The following is a 22,753-nucleotide window of genomic DNA, read 5'->3' as shown; positions in this document are numbered from 1 at the left end:
TACCTTTTAAAAGGTAACCTTTTTTTATTTTAAAATATATTTTATTTGATTTTTTATAATAACGGGAACAAAAAACATAGATACTATATAGGAGATTAATGTTCCACCAATTAGTGCAACACCTAATCCTCCAAATACTGCATCTGTAGCTAAGAGTGAAGAAGCAAAAACCATTGTAAGTACAGTAAGTATAATTGGTTTTGATCTTGTTGCAGTTGCTTTTGCTATAGCCTCATTTATTGATAATCCTTTTTCCTCAACTAATTGTTTAGTAAAATCAATAATTAAAGTAGAATTTCTTGAGTTTATACCAATTAAACCAATAAATCCTATTAAAGATGTTGCTGTTAGATAAAAAGTATCGGTAGTTATTAAGTCCATGATTATATGAGCAAATATAACTCCTATAATAGAAATAAAACTAGCTAATACAATTCCTCCTGAAACAGCAAAGTTTTTATAGTAAACAACCATTAGGAAGAAAATTAATACTAAAGCAATTATAAAAGCTCCACCTAAATCAATAAATGTGTCAATTGTAACTTTTAACTCTCCATCCCAAATAAGTTTAAATGTTTCATTTGTATTTTTATCTTTAAATTCAAGATTTAATAGGTTTGAACGACTTACTTCATAGTTAGTATTGAAATTGTTTAAAAACTCATCTCTTGCATCTAACAAGGGATATATTTGACTATCTTTATCAGTTTCAGCAATAACATTTATCATAGGATTTAAATCTTTTGATGTTAGAGTTGGTTCCTTTATAGTTTTTCTAACTTCTATTAATTCAGTTAATGGAATATTAAATCCATTTTTATTTACAAGTTTTAGAGTTGATAGTTTATTTAAAATATCCTCTTTTTTATTTGAGTCAAATAATCTTTGATTATCAAGTCTTAAAAATATTGGTATTTGACTTTGTGAGTCTTTTTCATTTACAACTGATAGTACAACTCCCTCATATGCTATATAGATTATATTTTTTACTTGTTCTAATGATAAACCACTTTTTATAATTTTATTATTGTCTAAAATAATCTCATATTTGTCATATATATCATCAGCCATAATATCCACATCTACAAGAGTTTTTTGATTTTTAAGTACTTTTGCTACTTCAATAGCAAGTTTTTTTCTACTTTCAAAAGAGTTCCCACCATATATTTCAGCAACAATTGAAGCAAGTACGGGAGGTCCCGCTGGTAATTCTATTAATTTTATATTTGCATCATATTTTGAACAACTTTGAAGTTCTTCTCTTATTGAACTTACAAAGTTATAGCTTGTCATATCTCTATCTTTTTTGATATTTACCATTATTTCAGCTTGAGATTGTTTATCTTTTAATGCACTTTGTTTAACCAAAGCAGCAAAATCAAGAGGTTGCCCTTCTCCAACGAATACAGAAACATCAGTTACTAAATCTTTCGATATAAGTTTTTTTGAAATACATGTTGTAACCTCTTTTGTTTCACTTACTGATGAACCATCTTTTAAATCAACATATACAGAAAAAGTATTAGAGTCCTTACTAGGTAACATTTTTGCTTTTACTATTTCAGTAGGAAAGGTTGCAATACTCAACATAAATAATACTAAGGTAATTAGATATACCATTAAAGTTTTTTTAGGGCTTTGAAGTATTTCATAAATAAATTTTTCTAGTTTCATTTTCAAGCCTTATAAAATTTTTTTAACTAAATATGGAGTAAATATATATGCTACTACAAGAGAAACAACTAGGGCTATAGGAACAAAAATAGGAAGAGGGTGCATAAATTGTCCCATCATACCTCCCACAAAAAACATTGGGAAAAATGTCATTATAATAGCAATTGTAGCTATATTTGTAGCATTTCCAATCTCATTTGTTGCATTTATAGATAAAGTTTTTATATCAGTTTTTCCTTTATCCTCTTTTTTATGCCTTACAATATTTTCAATTACAATAATTGCAGCATCAACTAGCATCCCTAAACTTACAATCAATGCAAAGAGTGTAATTCTATTAATAGTCTCTTCCATCAAAAAACCTATGAATAGAGTCAAAGATAATATCATAGGTACTAATAAAGATACTATCATAGCCTCTTTAAAACCTAAAGAGAAGATAAGTAAAATTGCAATAATAAGTATTGAGATTAAAAGGTTTTGCACAAGAGAGTTTACTGCATTATTTGCTGTATAACCATCATCTCTGGTAATAACGTATTTAATACCTTTTTCATTAAGTTGATTTTTTATTGAAGAGATATATTCAAAAATATTTTCATTTATAGTTACAGAGTTTGCCCCTTTTAGTTTTGATATTGTTAATGTAACTTGTTCAATTGCTGTTTCTTTTGTGTCTTTTTTATAAAGAAGTGCTTCTTTTTTATTTTGTTTATCATAACTTCTTGAGATAGATGCTATATCTTTTAAAAGAATAGGGGTATTATAATTATATGAAATTATTATATTTTCTAAATCTTCTTTTGATTCTATTGCATTTTTGATACTTAATACAGTTAGATTTTTATTGTTGTTATCAGAGTTGATATTTGGAGTAGTTAGTGATAAGGCTTTTATTTGATTTGCTATTTGCCCTAAAGATAAATTGTATGCTGCAATTTTATTTGCATTTACTTCAATATTGTATTGTTCTTTTTTCTCACCTTTTAAATCTACTAATGCTACTTTTTCTATTTTATTTATTTCATAAGCGATTTTACTTATTTCATTATAAAGTTTAGTTTGAGAAATATTATTATCTTTTGCAAAAAATGCGATAGTTGCAATTGGTATATCAGTATCTATATCCATTGTTTTTATAATTGGATTCATAGCCCCTTTTGGCATTTTATCCATATTTCTCATAACTTGGTCATAAAGTTTTAAATTTGATTCCTCTTTATCTTCTCCTATATAATATTGTACTTGTACAATACCCATTGAATCTTTTGCATATGAATAGATATGTTCTACACCTTTTATTTCACGAATCTTTTTTTCTAAGGGTTCAATAATTACTTTTTTTATTTCACTTGGTCTCGCTCCTGGTAATGCCACAATAACAGCTCCACCACTTACTTTTATTTGTGGATTTTCTTCTCTTGGCATAAATTCTAAAGAAATAAAACCCAATAAAAGTATAAATATACTTAAAATCAAAGTTAAAGGATGGTCTATAAATACTTTAGCAAGTCTTCCTGCTATATTTAATTGATTATTCATTTTTATCCAATACTAAGTTAATTTTACTATACATTCCAGGATATATATGTTTACCTTTTTTATCAAAAGAGATTTTAATAGTAAAAGAGTGAGTCATATTTTGTATATTTGGAATTATTGAAGCAATTTTACCTTTCGATTGTAGGTTTATAGATTCTATAAAAACATCAACCTCTTGTCCTATTTTTATTTTTCCTAAATTACTCTCATTTATATCAGTTTTAATTTTTAAACTATCTAAATCAGAAAGAATCATAGCCGGAGCACTAGGCATTGCCATCTCTCCACTTTTAATACTCTTTTTTATTATAAGTCCAGCATTTGGTGCTCTTATCTTTAAATATCTATATTGATATTTAACCTCTTTTACTTTTGCTTCAGCAATAGAAATCATATTTTTTATATTTTTTAGTTTTAACTCTAATTGTTCTAAATCATATTTAGGGATTAGATCTTTTTCATATAATCTTTTATATCTTTCATAGTTTGTTTTTACATTATCCAAATTATTTTGTTGTATTTGAAGATTTAATAAAGCTTCGCGGTTTTTACTATCAATATTTGAAGAATCTATTTCATAAAGTAAATCCCCTTTTTTTACAAAGTCTCCTTCATTTACATATACATTTTTTATAAATCCCATATATCTACTAGTTATAATTTTTTCATTATCAGAGATTACTGTACCACTTAATTCTATTGCTAATAGGTTTGTCATATTTAATAAAAATACAACTAAAAATAAAATTGATTTCTTCATATCTTTTCCTTTATTTTCTCAAACTTTGACCTGAAACAAGATTTATTCTTGCAAGTGCTAGTGATAATTCATAATTTGCCATAATTAATGATGCTTCATTTTCTCTGTAGATTGCTTCTTGTTTTAGAAGTTCAGTCATTGGTATTAACTGGTTTTTATACATCAGTTTTGATTGTTCTAAAACTTCAAAAGCAAGTTCTTTAGCTTCTTGTTTCTCTTTAAAAGCTTTTCTTTTTGCTTCAAGATTTAATAATGTCTTTTCAACTTCTAGTTTAATTGCATCTTTTAATTGATTTAAATTTAATGCAGTTTTATTTAACATTATTTGACTTTTTTGTTTTTGAATATTCCTAGTATTATCAAAAAGAGTAAATTTTATTCCTAACATACCCATATAGTAGTCTTTTTCATTATCGAATGTTATTTTGTCATCATTAAACCCATATTCTAAATATGAATATACATTTGGATAATAAGAAGAGTTAGAAACTTCAACATTTTTTTGCATACTTTTTTCTTGTTGTTTTAACATTTTTAAATCATCTCTTTTTTCTACAGCTTCTTTGTAAAGTGATTGAAAGTTAAATTCTTTTGCTTTTATCATCTCTAAATTTTCTACATCTGTAATATTATCTTGTGAAGTTAAAAACTTTAGATAAGCAAGGGCTATATTAAATTTATTTTGAGCTTCTGTTAATTTACTTTGAACATTTAATTCATGTACTCTTGCTTGTTTAGTATCAATTTTAGTTACCAATCCCTCTTTATAAAATTCATTTGCAGAAGTAACAAAAAGTTTAACAGATTCTCTAGCTTTTTTTGTAGCTTTTATAAACTCTTTTGCAACAACAGCAGCATTATAAGCTTTTAGAACTTCAAATTCTAATGATTTTTTATCAAGATTTAGTTTTAACTGTTGAGCCTTTTTTGCAATTTTCATCATATCTTCTTGATTTTGTAATTTAAAACCTGTAAAGATTGGTAATTCAAAAGTTATTTTTGTATTAAAATTATTTCTTACCTCTGGATAATTTAGGTTCTTTGGTTCAACATTTAAAGCAGATATTCCTGTAAATTCAGATGCACCAAAATCATTAAAAGTAGCTTCTCTTGAAGAAAGTTTATTATTAAATACATATCCTGAATGGTTGGTTCTACTCATTTCATGCTTTAATTCTAATTTTCCATAAGAGTAAGATTTTACATTTTCAATATCTAAAGTAGATTTTTTAATATTTAATTCTTGTTCTTTTAATTTTAGATTATTCTCAAGTGTTAAATTAATCACTTTTTTATAGTTTACACTTTGTGAAAATAGATAAGTATTTACTAATAATAAATATAAGATAACTTTATACATTGCCCATCCTATCGTCTTTTTGTATGGGATTATACAAAAAAATATTTAATTTTTCTAATAAAAGAATTATTAATCTAAATTATCTTCCTTTTTTTTAGTTAAGTATGCTAAAAGTAACACTACAAAAACTATTACACTAAAAGATATTATTTCGTTTATGATATTTTCCATTTATTACCCATTTTTCTATTAGTCTATTTTATAAAAAAAGATATAATAATGCAATTTATTTAAAGGATTTATATGTATTGCAATTGTTCAGATAATTTTACATCAACTGAAATACCAAAAACAAAAGGTGCAAATATATCAGTACTTACTCCAAAAGAGGATAAGGATTTTATAGTAAGAAAAATAGTTTTATCTGATGGTGGATTTATGCCAAATCACAAAAATAAAATTCAACATCAACAGTTTGTATTAAGTGGGGAAGCAAAGGTTTTAATAGGCGATAAAGAGTATCATGCAAAAAAAGGAGACTTTTTATATATTCCTGCAGGAGTAGAACATTTTTATGAGGCCTGTTATGGGCAAGACTATGAATTTTTGTGTATGATTACCACAAAAGAGGATGAGATAGAGTTCTTAGACTGATTTTAAGATATATCTAAATTTTATAATTTTTTATTTAATTAAGGAGTTCGCTTCTTTTCCCATTGTGAATTAAAGAAAATATATTAGATATCTTTATTTAGAAGCTTAGATAATAGATATAAAATATCATTTTCTTTTTTGTTAAATTAATAGGAATATTATCATATAAAAAGTCAAATTTTTAGATCATATTTTTATTATGTTATAAGTTTTACTATATTATTTTTTAATAGTTTTTTCATTAAAGTAAATTATGATGTAAATTTCTAATAATATATTATTCCTGTAATAAGAGAATTGATTTTGTGTTACTTAAGGCTCAATTCCATAAGAAGCAGCAAGTTGAATAAACTCCTGAGAACCAATAAAGCCATTTAAAATATCATCAGTTGTTGCACCTTGTGCTATTTGTGACAACCAACTATTTTTACCTCCTGCATCTGCCTCTCTATTAAAAAATGCTCTATAGCATATATCTAAGAATGTTGAATCATCTAATCCTCTTTGGATATACTCTTGGGAATTAAAAAACCCTTTTGCTATATCTCCTCCTGCTTTTGTCCCTGCTCTTAATTGACTTACCCAATCATTAAATCCTACTTCATCTGCGCTTCTATTTAACACTAAGTTATAGAATCTATTTACATATCCTGGTACTTCTGTTATTTGATCTATATCTCTTATTTGTGTTACTCCAAAACTATCTGCTAGGTTTTTAAATTCTTGAGCATTTAGAAATCCGTATATTACTTCTATTCTACTAGTACCATTATTTAATTGATTTAACCAAATATCTCTTCCTCCACTATCTGCTACTCTATCAAAAAGTGTTTGGTACAGTATATCTACGAATTCTTCATTTGAGAGTCCTAGGTTTATAAATTCTTGTGATTGGAAAAATCCTAGGGCTACTTTTGCGGCACTTTGATTTTGGATTACATCTAACCAGGTGTTCATTCCTCCTGTATCTGCGCTTCTATTTAGGATGTTTTGGTAGAATCGTTCTATAAAAGCTTTTTGTTGAGCTACAATAGAATAAATATTTGAAGGATCATTAGATGTTAAAGAAATAGTATAATTATATTCATTATCACTAAAAAAATAGCCATTACTATCTGAAAATGAAGAAAGAACTAAATAATATTTACCTTCATTTAAGTCTAATGAAAAATCTCTATAGCTAGAATAAATTAAAATTTGATTTTCATCATAAATATTTAAATAGTAATTAGAATAATTAAAATCAAAATTTATTGTACCTTTTAATAAAAATAAAAAAGAATCTCTATCATATTCATCACTTAAAGTACCATTTAATATATTATTTATAGCAGTATCACCATCTTCTAATACTTCTGACAAATTATGATTACTTATAATTGATTTAGAATTTCTAATCGTTTTAGAACAGTCTGCAGAATTTGAAAAACCTTCTTCTATCCCAATATAGTTTCCATTATATAAAATATTAGGATTTGAAAAATAATTTATTGTTGGAGAATCATAACTCATTATAGTTGCAAATTCATGAGGTTGGTCATATCCATAAGAATAAGAAAACAAACCATGTATAGAAGCATGATCTCTATCATGTGCGCAACCAAAATTATGGCCTAACTCATGAATTAGTGTTGTATCACTACAATAATAACCATTTTCACTACTACTTTTAACTTCTACTACAGTGTATGAAAACATTGCACTAAAAATACTTAATTCGTCTAATACATATCCTAGTCCACATGTAGAACTATATCCATCATATCTTCTCATTAAAGATATCATGTCAGCGTTATATAATCTTTTTAAAGCATTCACATTTTTATCGTATGTAATTTGATTTAAAGCTGTATCTATATTATAATTTTCATTTGCTTGTGTATTTTCATATAATTCTGTTTTTATTAAGTTTAATTTTGCATTTACTAATGAGTTTTCTAATACCTCATTCCCTATATCAACGAAATTCTGAATTAGTGCTGGAAGTGAATTTCCATAATAGTTTAACATTTCTTGAGTATATAGTATTAATAAATCTATAGTGACTAGTTCTTCTGAGTTATTATTTAATAAATCTTTTTTTATTGGTAGAGAAGTTAAAAATGATTTAAGCTTATTAGGATTACTTATACCATTAGTATCATTTTTTATAACTTTTGAATCATTGTTTTCTACTATTTGAAATAAATCTTTATGTGGTAATATAGAGTATTTTTTATTGTTGTATATAATGTTACCAAAGATAAAATTATTTTTTGAAGTTAAAATTAATGAATTTTTATTATTATTATTGGCAACTAATTTAAATCCATTTATTCTTTTTTCAAATTTTGTTATAATAAATGTAAGCTCAGTATTTGAATCTACAAATAAATTTATTTTACTAGTATTTTTATTTATTATTGATGTGTTGAATTTTACAAATATTTTATTTTCTTCACTTTTTATTAACTTAGTAAAAGGTTCATTAGCAAAACATAATACAGATAAAAATATTAATAAAATTATTTTATTCATTATTTTCCTTATTTAAAATTAGTCTAATTTTTTAAAATTTATTTTAAAGGAAGATTTTCAAACAATAAAAACTCTTCCGACGTAATTGTATCATGTTTTACTAAACTTCTTGCTCCAAATTCAATAGATGAACCATTAGTAGATGTATTAAATACACAATTAGAATTATTACATTGGCTTAAAATTCCATTATTTATTTCAAAAACCTTCCATGTGTTTCCTCTATATGTAGGAACATTAAAAGTATAAGATCTGTTACCAAAATATACTTTTACAGAAGCTCCTGAATTTGCTAAAAAAGTTGAATCGTTAGAATATCTATTACTATAATCATGTACATAATATTTATACTGTCCATTTAAAGACATATTTGTAACAGTTGTTGTTTCTGGACCATAAGATGACATATCATCTCTATCGAGTGTAATATAATTATTATTTTGATTTCCTTCCTCTTTATTACTATAATAATTGTGATAAATTCTTTGTCCATTTTCAAGATATGCTGTATGAGAATCGAGGTCATATGGAGATGCTCCCCATGTTAGAATAATTCTTATCTCATTATGAGCCAAAATAGGAGATATGGTAAAGTCTCTTTCTTGTATTTGATTATTTCCACCAATTGTGAAAGAATATGAACTTGATAAATAATTGTCTTTTGATAAAGTGATAGTATAGTATCCTGCTTCTAGTCCATCTAATGTATAATACCCATCATACGAAGAAATAGTTCTTATAGGAGTTCCTTCTGTGGTATTTAATCCTGAATAGACTGTAATAAATACATTTGTTAAGTTATTCCCTGAAAATGCATCTATTATATAACCTGATATAGAACCTTGAGAAAATTGTGCATTATTTTCAGGCATTAATACTTGAGAAAATACATTATTTGTATTAGGAAGAATATCAAAGTTTCCGATTGCATCTAGATAGTCATCACTTGAAAAATTAATAGTATAGTTTCCTCCTCTTAAATTTTGAAAATAATAAAAACCATTTGTATCAGTAGTAGTTGAATCAACTAAATTTGAATTTGTGTCATATAATGATATATTTATATTAGATAAAGGTGTTCTATTTTCATAATCTTGTACGTTTCCTAAAAGATTTCCTGTTTCAAGTGTTGCAGATATACCATATTCATTCGCTAAATTTTCAAATTCTTGAGAATTACTAAAACCATCAATTATATTTTGTCTAGTTTCACCATTATTTAATTGATCAACCCAATTTTGATATCCAGCTGTATCTGGAGATCTATTAAAAAATGTATTATATAAAATATTAACAAAGTTTTCATTAGAAAGGTTTCTATTTACAAATTCTGGGGAATTAAAAAAACCATTAGCTACATCTGCTCCAGATCTTATACCACTATTAAGTTGGTTTATCCAATCTATAAGTCCTGCAGCATCTGGGTTTCTCCCCAATACTAAATTATAAAATCTTGTTACAAAATCTTCTACATCTTCAAGTTGATCTTGTTCTCTAATAGCTGTAATACCAAAGCTATCTGCAAGATTTGAAAATTCTTGTGAGTTATAAAATCCTTGTTGAATTCTTTCTCTTGACATTCCATTATCCATTATATTTAACCAATAAAGAATTCCATTTTGATCTGCTTCTCTATCAAATAATGTTGAATAAAGAATCTCTAAATATTCTGAGTTACTTAAATTCATGTTTTCTAATTCTTGCGAATTTAAAAATCCTGATGCAACATTTGCTCCTGATTCTGATTGTAATCTTTCTAGCCAATAAGATAAACCATCATTGTCTGACGCTCTATTTAGAACATTTTGATAAAGTCTTTCAATAAATTGTTCTGCAGTTTGTTCTGCAAAAATTTCTGTATTGACAGTAAGTATCATTAGAAACATTATTATAATTTTTTTCATTTTTCTTTTCTCCAATAATAATATTTTATAATTATATATTATTTTTCATTATAATATAATTATAAAATATCTTATTTTATTAATTTGAAGGAAAATTAAAAATAAATTTTGTAAAATTGTAAAAATACAAGGAATAATTTGTGATAAAATATATTTTTATGATATTAGTATTGATAATTTTTAATGGTTGTGTCGTTGGAGACACTATTGCTCTTCCATTTAGAGTTACTGGTGCTGTAGTCAATGTTGTTGCACCTGATGTAGTTGGAGATACAATATCTACAACAGGAAATAGTATTGATACAGCTATACCCTTTTAGATATAGTTAATTTTATATTTTAAATAAATAAAATAAAAATAAAAGTATACAAAATTTATAATATAGCATTTTGTAGATGGAAAAGTAGTTATTCAAAAAGTAGATACAATAGTAACAGCAATTTTAAATGTAATTATATCATTTATGTTTCAATAAATTTTTTAATTTATTGAAACATTTTTCATTTTCTATATATATATATTTTTTTTGAACTATACCATGAATCCCATATTTATCTTTTGTTATTATTCTAAGTCCTTTACACTTATAGAATTTAATATTATTTATTGTTTCAAATGAGCAGTTTTTATAATATCTTTTAATATCATCATCAACAGATGTTAAATAAAATGCTTTTTTTGCTGTTAAGTCTGGAAAAACTCTATATTGAATAACTTTACAATCCTCATCATTTGAACTATATGAGACAAATGAACTATTTGCTTTTTTAGGAATACTGACTAATTTACCATATCTTTCTTTTATCTCGTTTGTATCTTTTAATATATAAACTTTATCATCTAATAGAATAGAAGTGGTATGATTTTTTTCATTATAATTCACATTAAACTTAGAGTTACTACAACCAGAAAAAATGATTAATAGTATAAATATAGTTAAAGATAATATATGTTTTTTCATTTCATTCCTTGATTAATATAATCAAGTTGTATTATATCAAATTTAAATAAAAAAATATATTAATTTATTATAAAAATATTGTTAAATTATTTAAAGGACTGGGCCAGATTTCCTATAATCAACGCCCAACCATCAATCACAATAAAAAATATGATTTTAATAGGTAAGGATATCATAACAGGTGGAAGCATCATCATACCCAAAGACATAAGAATAGAAGCTACAATAATATCAATAACTAGAAAGGGTAAAAAGATTAAAAATCCAATCTCAAAGGCAGTTTTTAATTCACTTACGACAAATGCAGGCATCAATAAAGTTAATGGTACTGCATCAATATTTTTAGGGTTTTCTTCATTTTTTATTCTATAAAAAAGTGCTAAATCTTTTTCTCTTGTATTTTTTATCATAAACTCTTTAAAGGGTTTAACTCCTCTTTCAAAAGCAACTTCATATCCTATAGTTTCATCCATATAGGGTTTTATCGCATCATCCCAAGATTTTTTTGCATAAGGTTCCATAATAAAAATTGTAAGTATAAGAGACAAAGAGATAATTATTTGATTTGGAGGTGTAGTTTGTAATCCCATCGCTTGCCTTAATAATGAAAATACAATTATTAGTCTTGTAAAACTAGTAATCATTAAAAGAAGGGTAGGGGCAAGTACTAAAAGTACAAGTATTATAGCTATATTAATTGTTTTTACAAATTGTGCAGGTTCTTCTAAAGCAGCTACTGAAAGGTTAATTATTGGCACTTGTTCTTCTGCTGCAAATAATGAGATTGTAAAAATTAATAAAGTAATGAATATTTTCAATTACAGTCCTTAGATAAACTTGGATGAATAATATCAAAAATAATATTAATATGCTATAATTCCGCTTTTTTTAAGGAATATAATGGATTATAAACAAAGTTTAAACTCTTCACTTAAGAGTGCTTGGATTATCATAAAATTAGTTATACCAATTTATATATTTGCCGAAGTCTTATATTATTACAATATTTTGTCTTATATTTCATTTCTAGTGGAACCCTTAACATCATTTTTAGATTTACCTAAAGAAGCAGCACTTAGTATTTTAAGTGGAATTTTTTTGAATCTATATGCAGCAATTGCTTTTGCTGCTCCATTGGATCTAACCCCGAAAGAGTGGACAATTTTAGCTGTGTTTTTAGGTATTTGTCATTCTTTAATTGTTGAAACTGCTGTTATGAAAAAGATTGGATTGCCAAATGGTTATTCGATTTTATTAAGACTTATTAGTGGTGTTATTGTTGCTTTTCTAGTTACGTTTTTACCAAATGAATTATTTAATGGTATTGTTTCAAATGTTATAGTTGAAAAAAAAGAATATATAAACTTATTAGATGTTTTAATGTCATCTTTTGTAGATTCAATAAAGCTAACTATTGAAATAATTATTCTGATATCTTTAATTATCTTATTTATGGATTATATTAAAAGTAGGCCATTTATTAAAAAGTTTGAGAAAAATTTATCAAGAAATTTTTCAATTTTTGTTGGTGTAATATTAGGAATAACCTATGGTGCAGGGATTTTAATCAAAGAAGCTAAAAGTAGTAGTCTTACAAAAAGAGATATCTTTTTTATTGGTACATTTTTGATGATTTGTCATGCTATTATTGAAGATACTTTACTTTTTGTGATTTTTAATGCAAATCTATATGTTATAGTTATATTTAGAATCATTGCTGCGATTATTTTTAGTTTAATTTTATTGAAATTATATGATAGAAGAGTTATTTAGTTTTTAATATAACCTAACTCTTCTAATTTATTATATATCTTACTGACTACATGACCTGCGGCACTTCCTCCGTGTCCACCATGCTCTACTAAGACAGTTACTACATATTGTGGATTTTTATATGGTCCATAAGTTGTAATCCAAGCATGAGACCTATGATAATATTTTAATTCACTCTCTTTCATTCTTACTTTTTCAGATTGAGGGATAGTAACTACTTGTGCAGTACCAGTTTTACCTGCTAAAGTGACTTTTGATTCTCTTACATGGTAATATGCTGTACCTTTTGGTTTATTTGTTACTTCATACATCCCTTGTCTTATAATTTTCATATAATTTTTGTTGTATTCAATCTCTTTAGGTTCTTCATAGTTTAATTTTGAAAAATGTGGTCTTGGAAGTTTCCCTGTCGCTAAAAATGCTGTGTATCTTGCAATTTGCATTGGTGTTACAGTCATATAGCCTTGACCAATTGAAGCATTAATTGTATCACCTATATACCAAGGTTGATTATATTTTTTTTCTTTCCAATCTTTATTAGGATTTGTAGCATAAAATTCATTTACTAAATCAATTCCAGTTTCTTCTCCTATTCCATAGTTTCTTAAAGACTTAGAAATTTTATTGATCCCTACAAGTAGACTTCCTTTATAAAAGAAGGTATCGCAACTCTCTTTTATCGCTTTTACAAATCCTACTTTTCCATGACCTGTAGGTTTCCAATCTCTAAATTTTCTATTTCCTATTTGTATAAAACCACTGTCATAGATTTCGTAATCAGGTTTTATTCCATTATCTAAAAAAGAAAGTGCAATTCCCATTTTTATAACTGAACCTGGAGGATAAAGACCGTTTATTAGTTTGTTTGTAAAAGGATGATTAAAATCATTTTTCATTTTATTCCAGGCATCAATTGAAATACCATCAACAAAAATATTATTATCAAATTCAGGATATGAGCCGGCAGATAATATCTCACCATTTCTTGCATCCATTACAATTATTGCCCCACTATCATTTCCAAATATTTCTTGAATATATTTTTGAAGTTCAATATCAATAGAAATAGTTAAATCATTATCTGATGAAGGATCTTTTTCATCTAATACTTCAACTTCTTTGTTTAAAGCATTAACTTTAACAGTTTTTTCTCCAAGTTTTCCTTGTAATTCTTTGTTATAGTATTTTTCTAGACCATTCTTACCAATTATTCCACTATGTTTTGAAAATTCGTTATTTTGTATGTCTATTTTTGAAGCTCTTCCTACATATCCAATTATATGTGAAGCATTTTTCCCTTCAGGATATACTCTTTTTACTTCTGATTTTATTTCGATGTCATCATTTGAATTAAATAAGGTATATTTATCAAAAAATTCTTCATAAGGAATAAACTCAACAATTTTTACAAAATCATGCTTATAGTTAGAATCTAACTTTTTATACTCTTTATATAAACTATCTTTTGAATATTTAGGAAAATTTTCATTTATTAAATTAACTAAGTCGTCTAAAATATGTTTTTTCTTGTAAGATCTTAAATGGGGTCTAATATTTATTGAAAAGCCCAATTTATTCATAGCTAAAGGTACGCCATTTCTATCTTTTATAATTCCTCTATTTGGAACTTTGTAGATTTTTTTTATATAGTTTCTTTTTGATAACTCTTCATAATAAGTGTTTGATTTAATACTTAAAAAATAAACTCTAGAAAGAAGTGTTATTAATATGATAAAAATTATTATAAATATTAAGTTTAATCTTTTCAAATAAATACCCCGAATATTATGAAATCAATAACCAAGTTTACCAATAAAGTGTAATTTATTTGTGGAGTCAAGTCATTATTTAATGACCACATAATATAAACACCTAAATAGAATACTCCCATATAAATATATGAATTTAATGAAGTGAAACTTAATGTTCTTTTTATATATGGAGCAATAAATACATATACAAATGTGGCTAATAAAGATAAAGAAAATATCTTAAATCCATTATTTAACTCAATAAAACAAAATGTAATGATAACAAACATAAGTGAGTAGTTATATCTTCTTTTTAAACAAACAAAAAAAGACATAAACAAGATTCCTAAAAATAATATAGGAAAAAAATAAATTGATGATATTATATTACTTATTATTGCAAATATACAAAATGTTACTATGAAAAAAGGATTATCAAGATTGTTGATTTTCATTTAGTGCCAGTTCTTATTTTTCTTTGGATTATATTATAATTGTACTTATAAAAGTATCAATATCCTTTGAAGTTTTCTTCTCTTTTTTTTCTTTCAATTTTTGTTAAATCGTATATAAAAGCAAATATTTCAGATACTGCTTTATACATTGAATCAGGAATCTCTTTATCAATATCAATTGCAGACAATAGTTCAATTAAATCTTCATCTTTTTTAATAGGAACTTCATTCTCTTGTGCAATTTTGATTATATTTTTTGCTACACTTCCAGTACCTTTTGCTACAACTTTAGGAGCATTGTCTGTTTCTATATCATAACCAAGTGCAACAGCTTTTTTTAAATTATCTTTTTGCATATTAAACCCTAATATTAAATCCAGTATCTAAATCTTGATTTTGAGCATATGGATTAGAGTTGACTTTTTGATTCTCTTGCTCTTTATCTTTTTTCATATCTATAATATTTATATTTGTGGGTACTAAATTTACTGAATTTAAAGCTTGTTTTAATTTTGTTAAATTTTCTCTAAAAGTTTTTTTAAAATACTCTTTTGAGACATAAACAGTTATATCAATTTTATTTTTGTCATATAAAGCTAAAAGTAATTGTGTTTGTCCTAACTCTTTAAGTGACAAATTTATCTCACAGAAAAATTTATCTTCATTTATTTTTTTCATAGAGATTGTTCCATCATCTAACATATCCCAAATAAAAGGAAGATAGACATTATTGCTATTTGATGTTATTGATAATAGTTGATGATATTCAACTTGTGTAATTAATCTATCAACATTTTTTAATAGCTCTTGTGAACTTGCATCGCTTTTAGTTTGCAATTCAGTTTGCATTTGTAAAAGTACAGTTTTTATATCATTTTGCAAGTTATTCTGAGAAAGATTTTTATCAGGTAATTGCATTTGTTGTAAAATATTATGACTTATACTCTCTAATTTTTCTATATTTTTAAAAATAGTGTTGTGAAGATTTAGACTTTCTGGATTTGATGAAAGATTAACAATACTCTCTTTTAAATTTACTATCAAGTTATTTATATTTGAGGCAAAATTACTTTGAAAATTGTTTGGCAAATTATTTTGCATAGTATTTTTTACATCAATAGGAATTTCAATTTTTGAAAATATATTTTGAATATTTAATAATCTATCAATTATTTGATTAATAGCTTTATTATCACTATTAGGAATATTAGAAAGTTCATTTCTTAAGTTTAAAATAGTTTGTTGAATATCTTTGGTAAGAGTTGCTTTTTCAACTTGTATATTTTGATTTTGTAAAACTTTATTTTCTAAATTTGTTATCTCATCACTTTGATTTTTTAACATCCCTACAAGTTTTTCAATGTTTCCGTTTATATTTGTAAGGTTTTTATTGTCTATTTGAGCTGTAAGTTGGTTTAGTAAGTTTTTTACTTCAATTTGTGAGGTGTCTTTTGTAAATAAATCTTTTGTTTGAATAAGTGTATCAATCTGTTTTAACAAGCTTTCTTTATTTTGTATATTATTATTTGATTGAATTTCACTTCTTAATTGAAAAAGTGTATCAAGGGTTTTAGATAATATGTTCTCTTTATTTTGTAAAAGTGTTTGATTAGTGTTAGTATTCTCTAAGCTTGCTAAATTCTGATTGGTATTTGTATTTTGTGTATTTGGCAAATTTTGATTAGAGTTTATATTTTGATTTACTTGTGTGGTTGTATTTTGACTGGTAGGTTTAAAATTTTCTAGTTTTGATTCAATTAATTGACCATCTAAAGATATATTTTTTAAATTGTTTGTTAATGTTAATAGATTTGTTAATTGAGAATTGTTTAATCCTTTTGAAAGTTGTTGCAATCCATTGATTAAAGTTTTTAAATCATTTCCTAACTGTTGAACTGTATTATTTGTAGAATTGTTTTGCAACATTTTATCAATTAGATTTGATAAGTTTTTACTTTCTAAAGTCGGAATATCTTTTAATACATTTTTTATTTGATTTAAGAGTGTTTCCAAGTTTTTTGGTATATTTGTATTCCCTTTAGTTTGTTCTAAAGCTTTAGCTTCTAAAAAAACTCCGGACCTATTTATTAACTCTTTTAAGCTATTTGAATCTAAATTTATAATATCTTTTAAAAAGTTTTCTAATAATGGTTTATATTTTTGTAAAGAGGGGTCATCCAATTGTTTTAGTAGATTATTTATATTTTTTGAGAAATTTCCTAAATCTTTAAAAATATTTGAATTTTTTAATAAATTCTCAATAGTTGAGAGATTCTTATCTCCAGTTTTTAAGTCAGTAAAAAGGTTTTTTAATATATCACCGACAGTAGTTGTGCCTTTATTTAGGCTTTCTAAGGTTTTTGCATCAGCATCTTTCAATACATCTTTTAAAACTTTATTTTCATTTGGCAATAATATATTTAATAAGTTATTGTTACTTGACACTATCATACTTTAGAGTATAACATAAAATAATGGATTATTAATTGACAACAAATTCTATTTTTTGTAAAATCACTCAATTTTATAAAGGGGTCTTATGGTTTATGAAGTAGTAGTACCCATTGATGGATGTAAAGAAGAAACAGAATTTGAATTAACAAAATTAGATGATTTTTTTTCTGTAATCACTGGAATGGAAACAGGGGTGACTTTAAGACTTATGAGTTTTGGGGCATTAAAATCATTGGCTTTTGAATTTCCTGATGATTTTAAGGAAAAACTTGATATTCAAAATTTGGAAGAATTATCTATTTTTTATATATTTGTATTACAATCTCAAGTTTCAGAATCTTCAATGAATATTTTTTCTCCAATAGTCATAAATAACAGATCTCATAAAATGGGACAGATTCATCTTAATTTAGAAGAATTAGGACTAGAAAGTCTAAACAATATTTTACCAAAATTTTAATTTTAAAGGTTTTTAATGAGCAAAATAACTATTTTACATAATCCTAGATGTTCGAAATCTAGAAATGCTTTAGCATATTTAGAAGAGAAAGGATTAGAGTTAAATGTTGTTAAATATTTAGTTGATACTCCATCAAAAGAGGAACTAATAAAAATAATAGAGATGTTAAATATCACTCCAAGAGAGCTAATGAGAACAAAAGAGGATATTTATAAAGAGTTAAATTTAAAAGATGCAAAATCAGATGAAGTTTTAATTACTGCGATGATTGAAAATCCAAAATTAATAGAAAGACCTATTATAATAAAAGATAACAAAGCTGTTATTGCTAGACCATTAGAAAATATAGATAAGATACTTTAGTATGCATGATAAGCAATTAAGAATAAGATATATTAGAGTTTTAGAAAAGTTTTTTACAAGAACAGTTTCTTTATTAAAACTTGAAAATTTTGATAAAGAGCTATTTAAAGAAAGAACACTTAAAAATTACGAAGATATTAAAAGAGTAAAATCAATTGAATTAAATTCAAAATATTTAACTGAATTGATAGCTTTTATTAATAAAACACTACATTATATAGAACATCATACTGAAACTTTTGAGGATGAAAGATCTACACTTTTAAAAGATGCAAATCTTTTACAAAAAGAGAAAAATAAAAACTCTTATAGAAAAGATAAACATAAAAAATCTAAATTTGATGATGGTTATTAATGGAAAATGACCAAGAGCAAGAAAAACTTTTTAATCTAAGTGGTATATTAAAAAAGGTTCTTTATAAAAATGATGAAACAAAATATGTAATTGCAATCTTAGAAAACAATCAAAAAATATGTGGAACTTATTTTGATACTGATATTGAAAAACTGCTAGGAGAAGAGATTCTTTTAAAAGGTGATTGGACTACCCATAAAAAATATGGTGTTCAATTTCAATTTCAAACTTTAGAGTTAAAAGAAGCAGAGATATTTTTCTTTTTAACAAAAATAGTAAAAGGTATAGGAAAAAAGTTTGCTCATGAGTTGTTAGAAGAGTACTCTGAAGATGAATTAGTTAAGATTTTAAATGAAAAACCTGGAGAACTCCTAAAGTTTAAAGGGATAAAAGAAAAAAAACTTGACAAGATAGTCTCTTCATGGAATAAATTTAAACATTTAAGAGAGTTAGGAACTTTTCTTTCAAAATTTGGAGTTACTTCAAATCTTATAAATAAAATATATTCTCATTTTAGTGAAGTTGATGATTTAATAGATAAAATTAAAAAAAATCCATATATGCTTATAAATATTAAAGGTATAGGATTTAAAAGAGCAGATGAAATAGCAAAAGCATTAGGAATTGACCCTAAATCTGAGTTTAGAATAAATGCTTGTATAAATTATACTTTAAGAGAATTTTGTGATAATAATGGAAACTCTTCAATTGATAAGTCACATTTATATAAACTTTTAGATGAAGCTTTAAACTTTAGAGATGAAGATATTTTATATGAAAACTCAATAACTAAAATGTTAGTTGAGGAGGAGATATTTCAAACTAAAGAGAATAGATTAGCTCCTTCTATATTATATTATGCAGAGCGTAGAATATTAGAATTTTTTCAAAGACGAAAAGATGAAAAAAATAAAAAAATAGTTGCAAATTTTGATGAATATATAAAAAAGAAAGAGTCAAGTTTAGGCTTTGAATTAAGTGAAGAACAAAAAAAAGCTGTAGAGATTATAAATGAAGGAAGTAATACACTTTTTTTAATAGGTTATGCAGGAACAGGTAAATCTACATCAAGTAGGGCGGTTTTAGAATTGCTTGAAGAAGTGGTTTCTTATGATGATATTATTACCATTGCATTAAGTGGTATTGCAAGCCAAAGAATCTCTGATACAACAGGTTATAATAGTTCAACTATCCAATCACTTTTTGTAAAATTTGAAGATAAAGAGTTTTTCCCCCATAGAGTTATACTTTTAGATGAAGCTTCTATGGTAAATTCAGTGATGTTTTATAATCTTATAAAAAAGATTTCAGATGATGCTGTGTTTATAATCGTTGGAGATGATGGGCAATTACCTGCAATTGGTGCAGGGAATATTTTAGCTGATGCTATAAAATATGAGTTAGCACCTATTTGTAAATTAACAAAAATATATAGACAAAGTGAAAACCAAGCAATTGCAGTAATAGCAAACGATATTAGACAAGGAAATATTCCAGAATATTCTAAAGAGTATGATGATTTTAAATTTATTAATGTTTCTATAAATAATTATTATGCAGTAAAAAATAGTTTAAAACAAACAGAATTTTCAAATGTAAGAGCTCAGATTAGTGAAAATATATTAAATACAGTATTAAATATCTCAACACATTATATACAAAAATATTATGATTATATAAAACAAAAAGATATTTCTAAAGCATTAACTCTTTTTCAAGTTATTACACCTATGAAAGCTGGTCCTTTAGGTGTTGAAAATTTGAATATGCAACTTCAAACACTTTTTAATCATTCTAAAGGAAAAGCTTACAAAACAAAACTATATGAGTTTAAGATGAGTGATAAAGTTATTCATATTAAAAATGAAAATATGAAAGCCCAAACTATGCAAATGTACAAAGCTAATTCAACAGAATACTTGGAAAAAAGAGTATTTAATGGACAATTAGGGCTTATCATCAAACTAGATTTTGAAGAAAACCAATGTATAGTTTTATATCCAAATGATGATATGGTAGTATTTTATGATTTTGATGATTTAAGTTCTTTATTATCTTTGGCATATTGTTTAACTATCCATAAAACACAAGGTATGGAGTATGAAAATGCTTTAATCCCTATGAGTTTTTCCCATTATATAATGCATAATACTAAGTTATTATATACAGCAATTACAAGAGCAAAAGATATGTGTTTTATTGTTGGAGAAGAGGATGCCTTTAAAAGTGCGTGTAAAAGAATTGAAACTACAAGGCGTGAGTCTGTAATAAATGACCTATTATCAAAAAAATTATAGTTTCTCTTTACCTCTTTAAAAGCAACTTTTGAGTAATATAGGCGAAATTTAAAAAAGGGTTATAATTTATGATAAGTTGGATGCAAAGACATAAAAAATGGCTTGTAATTACTATTTGGATAAGTACAATAGCATTTGTAGGAGCAGGTTTTGTTGGCTGGGGCTCTTATGACTATGGTTCAAAAGGTGGAACTGTAGCTGTTGTTGGAGACAGAGAAGTAAGTGTTGATGAATATCAAAGAGAGTATTCGTCTTTATATGATCAATATGCAAAAATCTTTGGTGAACAGTTTAATCAAGAGATGGCTGATAAATTAAATTTAAAACAAGTTGCATACAATATGGTGATTCAAAAAAATCTTATTTTATCTTTTGCTGATGAATTAGGTCTGTCTGTGACAGATGAAGAGGTTGCAAAAGAACTTGTTAAGATTCCTGGATTTATAAAAGATGGTAAATTTGATAAAGATACATATATAAAAGTTTTAAATCAAAATAGAACAAATCCAACAAAATTTGAAACTTCATTAAAAAGAGATTTATTATTAAAAAAAGTGGAAAAGATATTTAGTATTGAATCTCAGAAAAATGAGATAAAAAACTTAAATAAGCTTTTGTTCTCTGAAGATGATATAAATATTGAAATATTAAGTTTAGATGATGTTAAGATTGAAACTACAGAAGAAAAGATTAAAAACTACTGGGAAGCTAATAAAGATAATTATAAATCACAGCCAGCAGTTAAGTTACAAATTGATGAGATAGCCTTAACTACAAAAAGTTTTACTGATGATGAGATTTCTAGTCATTATAACAAATTTAAAACTGACTTTACTAAAGAAGATGGAAAACTTAAAACTTTAGAAGAAGCAAAAGAAGATGTTATTAATGCTTTAAATGAAAAAGCTACAAAAAGAGTTGCTTTAAAACATTATTTAAAACTTAAAAAAGATGAAGAGAAGTTTGAACAAACTATAGAAATGGTTGAAGCAAACTTACCTTATGGTGAAGAAAACAATGCAGAAATCTTAAATGCAGTTCCTGGAGATGTTTTAAAACCATTTATATATAATGGTAAATATCTTGTTGTAAAAGTTGTAAATAAAATTTCTCCAAAAACCTTATCTTTTGAAGATGCTAAAGATATGGCGAAAGTTGATTATGTAAAAGTTACTAAAGGAATTGAACTTGAAAAGCTTGCAACAAATAAATTAAAAGATTTTAAAGGAACTCATGTAGGTTTTGTTTCAAGAAATTCATTTAATAAAATTGAAGGTCTTAATGCAAATGATGCTTTAACATTTTTAAATAAACTTTTTTCAAGTACTGAAAAAACTGGTAAAATAACTCTTGCAGATAAAATTGTACTTTATAGAATTAATGATTCAAAATTAGCTTCATATGATGAAACTAAAGATGAAGCAGTTAAAAGTACAATGGATAATCTATTAAATCAAGAGTTGATGAATAATTTAGTAAAAAATTTAGAGAATAGATATGAAGTGCAATCTTCAATAAATTTTGAGGAGTAA

General features: G+C 25.4%; 18 protein-coding genes and 1 pseudogene. 8 read left to right on the top strand and 11 right to left on the bottom strand.

Translation table 11 applies throughout. The annotated features are described in order from the left end of the window. Positions 1-24 precede the first annotated feature (24 nt). From ACKU4C_RS08250 to ACKU4C_RS08240, 3 genes and pseudogenes are all read right to left on the bottom strand, one after another. Positions 25-3,216: pseudogene (locus tag ACKU4C_RS08250) on the bottom strand (efflux RND transporter permease subunit). Continuing rightward, complete coding sequence (locus ACKU4C_RS08245; protein ID WP_321311295.1) at positions 3,209-3,976, bottom strand: efflux RND transporter periplasmic adaptor subunit; 768 nt, start codon at positions 3,974-3,976, stop codon at positions 3,209-3,211. The pseudogene ACKU4C_RS08250 and the gene ACKU4C_RS08245 overlap by 8 nt, the downstream one beginning before the upstream one ends. A gap of 10 nt (positions 3,977-3,986) precedes the next feature. Next, a complete protein-coding gene (locus ACKU4C_RS08240) occupies positions 3,987-5,336 on the bottom strand; it encodes a TolC family protein (RefSeq protein WP_321311293.1) in 1,350 nt (449 codons plus the stop codon). A 243-nt stretch (positions 5,337-5,579) separates the two neighbouring features. On the opposite strand from ACKU4C_RS08240, the gene ACKU4C_RS08235 reads away from it, so the two are divergent. After that, positions 5,580-5,930, top strand: a complete 351-nt coding sequence (locus tag ACKU4C_RS08235) for a cupin domain-containing protein (protein ID WP_321311291.1) — start codon at positions 5,580-5,582, stop codon at positions 5,928-5,930. A 312-nt stretch (positions 5,931-6,242) separates the two neighbouring features. Here the strand turns inward: ACKU4C_RS08235 and ACKU4C_RS08230 are convergent, their stop codons facing one another. Together ACKU4C_RS08230 and ACKU4C_RS08225 are read right to left on the bottom strand one after the other, a co-directional pair. After that, positions 6,243-8,447, bottom strand: coding sequence for a DUF4214 domain-containing protein (locus ACKU4C_RS08230; protein WP_321311289.1), 2,205 nt, complete (start codon positions 8,445-8,447; stop codon positions 6,243-6,245). Positions 8,448-8,485: 38 nt separating this feature from the next. Continuing rightward, the gene (locus ACKU4C_RS08225; protein ID WP_321311287.1) at positions 8,486-10,351 is read right to left on the bottom strand and encodes a DUF4214 domain-containing protein; all 1,866 of its coding nucleotides are present in this window, start codon (positions 10,349-10,351) and stop codon (positions 8,486-8,488) included. Positions 10,352-10,491: 140 nt separating this feature from the next. Between ACKU4C_RS08225 and ACKU4C_RS08220 the strand changes: the two genes are divergently transcribed. Beyond that, the gene (locus ACKU4C_RS08220) at positions 10,492-10,671 is read left to right on the top strand and encodes a DUF6726 family protein (RefSeq protein ID WP_321311285.1); all 180 of its coding nucleotides are present in this window, start codon (positions 10,492-10,494) and stop codon (positions 10,669-10,671) included. Positions 10,672-10,809: 138 nt separating this feature from the next. On the opposite strand, the gene ACKU4C_RS08215 is transcribed toward ACKU4C_RS08220, so the two are convergent. Then, the gene (locus ACKU4C_RS08215; protein ID WP_321311283.1) at positions 10,810-11,313 is read right to left on the bottom strand and encodes a hypothetical protein; all 504 of its coding nucleotides are present in this window, start codon (positions 11,311-11,313) and stop codon (positions 10,810-10,812) included. An 86-nt stretch (positions 11,314-11,399) separates the two neighbouring features. Further along, positions 11,400-12,131 carry a flagellar type III secretion system pore protein FliP gene (gene fliP, locus ACKU4C_RS08210; protein WP_321311281.1) on the bottom strand — a complete coding sequence of 244 codons (732 nt, stop codon included), beginning with the start codon at positions 12,129-12,131 and terminating at the stop codon, positions 11,400-11,402. An 82-nt stretch (positions 12,132-12,213) separates the two neighbouring features. On the opposite strand from fliP, the gene ACKU4C_RS08205 reads away from it, so the two are divergent. Further along, entirely contained in the window at positions 12,214-13,086 is an 873-nt protein-coding gene (locus ACKU4C_RS08205) for a nucleoside recognition domain-containing protein (protein WP_321311279.1), read from the top strand. Here ACKU4C_RS08205 and mrdA read toward each other — a convergent pair. The 4 genes from mrdA to ACKU4C_RS08185 all read right to left on the bottom strand — a co-directional run bounded on the left by mrdA (position 13,083) and on the right by ACKU4C_RS08185 (position 17,737). Further along, positions 13,083-14,855 carry a penicillin-binding protein 2 gene (gene mrdA, locus ACKU4C_RS08200; protein ID WP_321311277.1) on the bottom strand — a complete coding sequence of 591 codons (1,773 nt, stop codon included), beginning with the start codon at positions 14,853-14,855 and terminating at the stop codon, positions 13,083-13,085. The genes ACKU4C_RS08205 and mrdA overlap by 4 nt on opposite strands. Next, positions 14,852-15,172 carry a hypothetical protein gene (locus tag ACKU4C_RS08195; RefSeq protein WP_321311275.1) on the bottom strand — a complete coding sequence of 107 codons (321 nt, stop codon included), beginning with the start codon at positions 15,170-15,172 and terminating at the stop codon, positions 14,852-14,854. Before ACKU4C_RS08195 ends, mrdA begins: the two co-directional genes overlap by 4 nt. 176 nt (positions 15,173-15,348) lie before the next feature. After that, positions 15,349-15,648, bottom strand: coding sequence for an EscU/YscU/HrcU family type III secretion system export apparatus switch protein (locus ACKU4C_RS08190; RefSeq protein ID WP_321311273.1), 300 nt, complete (start codon positions 15,646-15,648; stop codon positions 15,349-15,351). Position 15,649: 1 nt separating this feature from the next. After that, the gene (locus tag ACKU4C_RS08185; RefSeq protein WP_321311271.1) at positions 15,650-17,737 is read right to left on the bottom strand and encodes a hypothetical protein; all 2,088 of its coding nucleotides are present in this window, start codon (positions 17,735-17,737) and stop codon (positions 15,650-15,652) included. A gap of 94 nt (positions 17,738-17,831) precedes the next feature. Here ACKU4C_RS08185 and fliW point away from each other — a divergent pair, with 94 nt between their 5' ends. From fliW to ACKU4C_RS08160, 5 genes are all read left to right on the top strand, one after another. Continuing rightward, positions 17,832-18,206, top strand: a complete 375-nt coding sequence (gene fliW, locus ACKU4C_RS08180) for a flagellar assembly protein FliW (protein WP_321311269.1) — start codon at positions 17,832-17,834, stop codon at positions 18,204-18,206. Positions 18,207-18,221: 15 nt separating this feature from the next. Continuing rightward, positions 18,222-18,569 (top strand): arsenate reductase (glutaredoxin), encoded by a 348-nt coding sequence (gene arsC, locus ACKU4C_RS08175; protein WP_321311267.1) that lies wholly within the window; start codon positions 18,222-18,224, stop codon positions 18,567-18,569. Position 18,570: 1 nt separating this feature from the next. After that, positions 18,571-18,924, top strand: a complete 354-nt coding sequence (locus ACKU4C_RS08170; RefSeq protein ID WP_321311265.1) for a hypothetical protein — start codon at positions 18,571-18,573, stop codon at positions 18,922-18,924. Further along, positions 18,924-21,221, top strand: a complete 2,298-nt coding sequence (locus ACKU4C_RS08165; RefSeq protein WP_321311263.1) for an AAA family ATPase — start codon at positions 18,924-18,926, stop codon at positions 21,219-21,221. Before ACKU4C_RS08170 ends, ACKU4C_RS08165 begins: the two co-directional genes overlap by 1 nt. A 68-nt stretch (positions 21,222-21,289) precedes the next feature. Continuing rightward, complete coding sequence (locus ACKU4C_RS08160) at positions 21,290-22,753, top strand: peptidylprolyl isomerase (RefSeq protein ID WP_321311261.1); 1,464 nt, start codon at positions 21,290-21,292, stop codon at positions 22,751-22,753.

It is taken from the genome of Halarcobacter sp., from assembly GCF_963676935.1.
GTDB lineage: Bacteria > Campylobacterota > Campylobacteria > Campylobacterales > Arcobacteraceae > Halarcobacter.
The sequence above is the reverse complement of the archived record's forward strand: the minus strand, read 5'-3'. Positions and strand labels throughout refer to the sequence as shown.